Below are 6,290 nucleotides of genomic sequence, written 5' to 3'. Positions count from 1 at the left end.
GTGTAGAGCTCGGCGAACTGCGCCTCGTCGTTCGCGTCGGCGATGCTGCCGGGGCGGAGGCCGTCGCCGAGGCTGTAGGCGATGTCATAGGCCTTCATGATCTCGGTAATCTCGTCGAAGCGTTCGTAGAGGAACGATTCCTTGTGATGCGCGAGGCACCATTTCGCCATGATGCTGCCGCCGCGGCTGACGATGCCGGTAACGCGCTTCGCGGCGAGCGGGACGTAGGGCAGGCGGACGCCCGCATGGATGGTGAAATAATCGACGCCCTGCTCGGCCTGTTCGATCAGCGTGTCGCGGAAGATTTCCCACGTCAGCTCCTCGGCGATGCCGCCGACCTTTTCGAGCGCCTGATAGATGGGGACGGTGCCGATCGGGACGGGCGAGTTGCGGATGATCCACTCGCGCGTGTCGTGGATGTTGCGCCCGGTCGACAGGTCCATGACGGTGTCGGCGCCCCAGCGGATCGACCAGACCATCTTGTCGACCTCGCTCGCGACGTCGCTGGCGACCGCGCTGTTGCCGATATTGGCGTTGATCTTGACGAGGAAGTTGCGGCCGATCGCCATCGGCTCGCTTTCGGGGTGGTTGATGTTGCTGGGGATGATCGCGCGGCCGCGCGCGACCTCGTCGCGGACGAATTCGGGGGTGACGTAATCGGGGATGCTGGCGCCCCAGTCCTGTCCGTCGCGGACATATTCGGCGAGGCGCTCGCGGCCGAGATTCTCGCGGGTCGCGACATATTCCATCTCGGGCGTGATGATGCCGCGGCGGGCATAGTGCATCTGGCTGACGTTCGCGCCCGGTTTGGCGCGCAGCACCGTCTTGCGGACGTTGGGGAAGGCGGGGACACCGCCCGAGCGGTCGGGGCCGAGCTGGCCGTTGTCCTCGGGGCGGACCTCGCGCTGGGTGACGTCCTCGACGTCGCCGCGGGCACGAATCCAGCTCGCGCGGAGTTCGGGGAGGCCCTCTGCGATGTCGATGCTGGCATTGGGGTCGGTGTAGGGGCCGGAGGTGTCGTAGACGCGGACGCTCGGTTCGCCGCTGTGCGGATCGAGGTCGATCTCGCGCATCGCGACGCGGATACCGCTGCCGGTGGGGCTCGCGACATGGACCTTGCGGCTGCCGCGGATCGGGCCGGTGGTGACGCCGATCGCGCCGAGTTTTGCTTCAATGCGGGAATCGATGTCGGCCATGTGCAGTCGCTCCGTTCTTGTCGGAGCGAGAATGGGAATTCCGGTGCGGAATGCCGACCCTCCCTCCGCCCGAGTTACCGGGATCAGGTTCAACGGGTCGCGGGATGTTCCGCTCTCAACCTGTTTCTGCACACAGGCTCCCCGGGGATCGGCGGACTATAGGCGGCGCGCGGAGCGCTGTCCATGCGCGCTTGTGACCGCGAACACTTTCGGTAAGGGAAAATGTGATTAGGACCGTCTTATCAACTGGATATGAGGATCGAAACATGACGGGGTTCGGGATGCGGCGGATGGTGCAGATGCTCGTGGTGGCGTTGGCCTGGTGTCTTTGGCCGGCGGCGGCGCAGGCGCAATATCCGTGCAACGGCCCGGGGCCCGGCGAGCGGATGGTCGGGATGACGCAGGGCGGCAACGGCGTCGCGCCGATCCCGCTCTGCGTCCGCGACGATTCGGGCGCGGCGTCCGCTCCGGCGCCGGCCCCGAACAACAGCTATGCCGCGATGGCGTGGCACCCCGACGCTGCCGACATATGGGTCGATGGCAATTACCTCGGATCGAACAATGCCGGCGAGACCGAGGCGCTCGCGGCGTGCAACGCGGTGATGGGCAGCGGCTGCACCGCGGCGGGGACGTGGTGGAATTCGTCGATGACGGTGATCCGCGACAGGCAGGGCTATTTCTACAAGGGCTGGGCGGGCGACGGCGGGGCCGAACGCAAGCAGGTGCTCGCCGAATGTTCGGCGAAGCAATTGCTGCCGTGCGAGGTCTTCGCGACGATCCGGTCGAGCACCAACCGGCGCTTTCCAGGCGGCGCGGCGCGCAAATATTTCGCGGCGTCGGCGTGGGTCGACGGTGCGGTGGCCGACGGATATGACGGCAAGCTCTATGTCGCGAGCGGCTATCGGAGTGCCGACGAAGCGACCGCGGCGGCGATCAAGGCGTGCGCCGACGCGACGAAGCGCAAGTGCGGTTCGAATGCGCTGACCGGCAACGGCTTCATCCAGGCCTATCGCCTGAACGGCGGCGACGACAGCGCGACGGTCGAAACCTCGGCGAAGCGCGCGAAGGCGGCGGCCGAGGCGAACTGCAAGAAGCAGAAGAGCCAGAGCTGCGAGTTGCAGGCGCTGTTCGACAGCCGCACGCCGGGGCTGTTCGTGCATGACTTCAACGCCGCCGGAGGGACGTGATCCCGGTTGCTGTGAGGCGCATTGCAGGATTGTAATGTTGCGGACGCGCCGCCGCCATGCGCGCCGTGCGATCCTGCCATCCTCTCCACGGGATGAAAGGAAGTCTGTCATGCAGAAGATCACACTCACGGCGATCGCTACCGCCGCGCTGTTCGCGCTGTCGGGAACCGCCGCGACCGCGCAGGATGCAACGCCGATCTGTTCGAAGACCGTCACCGACAATTGCATGCAGCGCGAAGGCCATGCCGCCCCCGCGCACCGTGCGCCAGCGAGGCACCACGCCGCGGCGAAGCACCGCGCGCCCGCCAAGCATCGTGCAACGAAGCATCACGCGGTGAAGCATCACGCCGCCGCGAAGCATCATGTCGCGCCGAAGCGCAAGGTCGCGGCCAAGGCCGCCCCGGCGCCCGCGCACAAGATGTAAGCCGTCCGCGCGCCGCCGATCATCGGACGGCGCGCGGGTCGTTTCAGGCGGCGGCGGCGTTCTCGCGGGCGCGGGCTTGCCAGCGCGGCATGGCCTCCGCCGTGTTTGCGGGACGCGGGGCGGCGTAGCGGCCGGGCTATTCGGCCGCTACGCTTTCCGCCGCGCGCTCTGCCGGCTTGCCGTCGTAGAGGAAGGCGGGGTCGGTCAGGTCGATGCGCGGGAAAGCATCCTTTTCGGCCCAATAATCCTGATTGTGGCGCCACTCGGGCTTGTCGCCGCGGCGCGGCATCTTCGCGAGGCCGCGCATCAGATAGCCGGGGTTGAAATTATCCTCCTCGATCCACGGCAGGATCGCCATGGCCTGATCCTCGGCGCGCAGCGCGACCTCGACCTTCTTCGCGCCGAGCGCGTCCATGTGATTGAGGAGGCCGCAGACGAAATCGCCCATCATGTCGACGCGCAAGGTCCAGCTGGCACGGAAATAGCCCATCACCCACGCCATGTTGGGAACGCCGGTCATCATCATGCCGCGATAGGTGACGGTATCGGCCCAATCGACCGGCCGGCCATCGACGTCGAACGGGATGCCGCCCATCACCGACAGGTTGAAGCCGGTCGCGGCGACGATGATGTCGGCCGCGATCTCGGTCCCGTCCGAGGTGCGGACGCCCGTTTCGGTGAAGCGGTCGATCGTGTCGGTGACGAGGGTGAGCTTGCCCTGCACCGCCGCCTTGAAGATATCGCCTTCGGGGCAGAAAGCGAGCCGTTGCTGCCAGACGCGGTATTTGGGCGTGAAATGCGGTTCGAACGGAAAGTTCGGATCGCCCGAAAAGGCGCGGATCAGCTCCTTCAATTCCTCGAACACCGCATCGGGTTCGGTCTGGCAGCGGCGGGTGAGCAGGTCCTGGTCGTGCATCACCTGCGCGCGCACGACGCGGTGGATCGTTTCCTCGTCGATGCCGACCTCGTGCAGCCGGTCGGCTAGCTCGTTCTTGTTCTCGGAACAGAAGAAATAGGTCGGCGAGCGCTGGAGCATCGTCACATGCGCCGCCTTTTCGGCGAAGGCGGGGACGACCGTCGCCGCGGTCGCGCCCGATCCGATCACGAGGACGCGCTTGCCCGCATAGTCGGTCGCGGGGTCCCAGAGCTGCGCGTGGACGAACTGCCCCTTATAGTCGGACAGGCCGGGCCAGTCGGGGATATAGGGCTTTTCATGGTCGTAATAGCCCTGGCACATCCACAGGAAATTCGCGGTGAAGGTGACGGCGGCGCCGTCGGCCTTGCGCACCGCCTCGACCGTCCAGCGATTATCGGCGCTCGACCAGCGGCAGGCGGTGATGCGGTGGCCGTAGCGGATATGCGCGCCGATGCCGTTCTCGTCGATCACCTCGCCCATATATTTGAGGATCTCGGCGCCGCTCGCGATCGGCGCGCCGACCCACGGCTTGAAGCGGTAGCCGAAGGTGTAGAGGTCCGAATCGGACCGCACCCCGGGATATTTATGCGTCTCCCACGTGCCGCCGAAACTCTCTTTCATCTCGAGGATCGCATAGCTTTTGCCGGGGCATTGCTGTTGCAGGTGCCATGCCGAGCCGATGCCCGAAATGCCCGCGCCGACGATCAATACATCGACGTGGGTTGGCGCGTCGTTTGTCGCCCGAATCGCTGTCGCCATAGGTCCGCTCCCATCTGTTATGACTCGATGCTAGGCAGGAAGCAGGACGAGCGCCAGCTTCGCATTGACCGAGATCAAAAGAGCGCGGTGCGCGGCCTCTATGCGGAGCGGCGGGCCAGATAGACGCCGGCGATCATCAGCGCGATGCCGGCGATGCGCTTGCCGTCGATCGAATATTGCAACGAGCCGAAGAGGCCGAAATGGTCGATCGTCGAGGCGCTGATGAGCTGGCCGAGGAGGACGAAGAAGATCGCGTTGCCGACCCCGAAGCGCGGCGCGATGAAGGTCACCGCGATCACGTAGAAGGCCATGAACAGGCCGCCGAGATAGAAATGAAAGGGGATGCCGGACGAGAGCCGCACCTGCCCGAGCGATCCGGTGACGAGCGCGCCGGCGATCGCGACCAGCAGCCCGAGGCTGAACAGCAGGACCGACGCGGCCATCGGGGCCTCGAGCCGGAGGCCGAGCCCCGAGTTGAGCGAGGCGAGGATCGGAATGCCGATCCCGGTCAGCAGCATGATCGCGGCGAAGGCGGGGGCGGCGTTGCTGGTCGGCATGGGCGGGCTTTCTGGCTGAAGTGCCGAGCGCCCTTAGACGGCTTTTCACCCTGAAACACCCCCGAATGGGGGCGGGTTTCCGTTCGGCCGTTTGGAGAGCGTCCCTAGAATTGATAGGCGAGGCCGCCGCCGGCGAGCCACTGGTCCTTGCTGCCCGCGATGCCGACGATCGGCGAGTCGGCGAAGCGGCTCGTCATCCGGCCATATTGCGCGCCGCCGATCAGGACGAAGCCCTTGCGGAGGTCGCCCGACAGCGCATAGGCGCCCGCGAGCCCGACCGTATATTTGCCGAGCGTCGCCTTGCGGCCGGCGCCGGTATAGACGGGCAGCCCGCTCGCCGCGCTGCCAATGGGATCGACGTCGAAATAATAGCGGCCGAAACCCTTGCCGTAGAGGTTGAACGATAGGGACGCGCCGATATAGGCACGCTTCGACAGCGGGGTGCCATAGTCGAGCGTCGGCGACACGATCCAGCTTCCGTGGCGGCCCGAGATGTCCTTCAGGGCGACGACGCGAACGCCGACCTGATCATAGCCGCTGGTGACGACCCCAGTGTGGGTGACGCCCGCCGAGATGCCTGCCTCGATCGCAAGCTTGCGATCGCCGAGCGCCTCGACCTGCGCGTCCTTGATTCGTCCGGTGCGGTCGCTGCGCAGGTTGATGATCGGGCCGAACTTGAAATCGGTCTTTTGCCCGCGCCGCTGGCGGATCAGATCGACCTGGAAATTGGTGCCGCGGGTCGAAAAGGAAAAGCCCTTGAACCGGCCGCGGAAATAGAAGGCGGGGAGGACGTTGCGCTCGTCCGAGCCGTTGTAGCTCGGCACGGTGATGACGCCGCCCGCGAGCGCGAAATAGTCGCGCGCCCATTTGCGGTCGCCGTCGGGGTCGTGTCCCTGCGCGGGCAGCAGGATATTCTCGTCGATATCGCCGCTGTCCTGCAGATAGCCGGCGGGTGCGTCGTCCGGCGCCGGCGCGCGCAGCGGGGCGGGCGCCGGTCGTTCGAAGGCGGGCGGCAGATCATAGGGAAGCGCGGTTTCTTCGGCGGCGGCGGGGGCCGCGAAGGCGGCGCAAGCGGCGGCGATCGTTGCGGCACGGGAGAAGCGGAAGAGCGGCGTCAGATCGGGCATATGCATCCTATGGTCTTGCCCCCTCGCGCCGGGTGTATGGGATTGTCGCGCCAATGCAAAGACTTCGTCTTGCAGGGGGAGGTTTTTCGCTCCATCGTGACTTTCATGCACCAGCGTCCTTGCC

General features: G+C 66.2%; 6 protein-coding genes and 1 riboswitch. Of the genes, 2 read left to right on the top strand and 4 right to left on the bottom strand.

Annotated features, from left to right (window positions below):
* The coding region (thiC, locus tag ACE3SL_RS05495; protein WP_374524751.1) for a phosphomethylpyrimidine synthase ThiC at positions 1 to 1,196 on the bottom strand (1,196 nt) is incomplete at its 3' end.
* A 43-nt stretch (positions 1,197 to 1,239) separates the two neighbouring features.
* A riboswitch (TPP riboswitch) is annotated at positions 1,240 to 1,350 on the bottom strand.
* 112 nt (positions 1,351 to 1,462) lie between these two features.
* Between thiC and ACE3SL_RS05490 the strand changes: the two genes are divergently transcribed.
* Positions 1,463 to 2,383, top strand: coding sequence for a DUF4189 domain-containing protein (locus ACE3SL_RS05490; protein WP_374524750.1), 921 nt, complete (start codon positions 1,463 to 1,465; stop codon positions 2,381 to 2,383).
* Positions 2,384 to 2,492: 109 nt separating this feature from the next.
* A complete protein-coding gene (locus tag ACE3SL_RS05485) occupies positions 2,493 to 2,807 on the top strand; it encodes a hypothetical protein (RefSeq protein ID WP_374524749.1) in 315 nt (104 codons plus the stop codon).
* A 136-nt stretch (positions 2,808 to 2,943) separates the two neighbouring features.
* On the opposite strand, the gene ACE3SL_RS05480 is transcribed toward ACE3SL_RS05485, so the two are convergent.
* From ACE3SL_RS05480 to ACE3SL_RS05470, 3 genes are all read right to left on the bottom strand, one after another.
* Complete coding sequence (locus ACE3SL_RS05480) at positions 2,944 to 4,482, bottom strand: flavin-containing monooxygenase (protein WP_374524748.1); 1,539 nt, start codon at positions 4,480 to 4,482, stop codon at positions 2,944 to 2,946.
* A 98-nt stretch (positions 4,483 to 4,580) separates the two neighbouring features.
* On the bottom strand, positions 4,581 to 5,039 hold the full coding sequence (locus tag ACE3SL_RS05475) for a DMT family transporter (protein WP_374524747.1): 459 nt from the start codon (positions 5,037 to 5,039) through the stop codon (positions 4,581 to 4,583).
* A gap of 104 nt (positions 5,040 to 5,143) precedes the next feature.
* Positions 5,144 to 6,166 (bottom strand): MipA/OmpV family protein, encoded by a 1,023-nt coding sequence (locus tag ACE3SL_RS05470; protein ID WP_374524746.1) that lies wholly within the window; start codon positions 6,164 to 6,166, stop codon positions 5,144 to 5,146.
* Between the last annotated feature and the right edge of the window lie 124 nt (positions 6,167 to 6,290).

This window comes from Sphingopyxis sp. (assembly GCF_041916015.1).
GTDB lineage: Bacteria > Pseudomonadota > Alphaproteobacteria > Sphingomonadales > Sphingomonadaceae > Sphingopyxis.
Note: the sequence above shows the minus strand (reverse complement) of the source record. Positions and strands in the feature narration are given on the sequence as shown.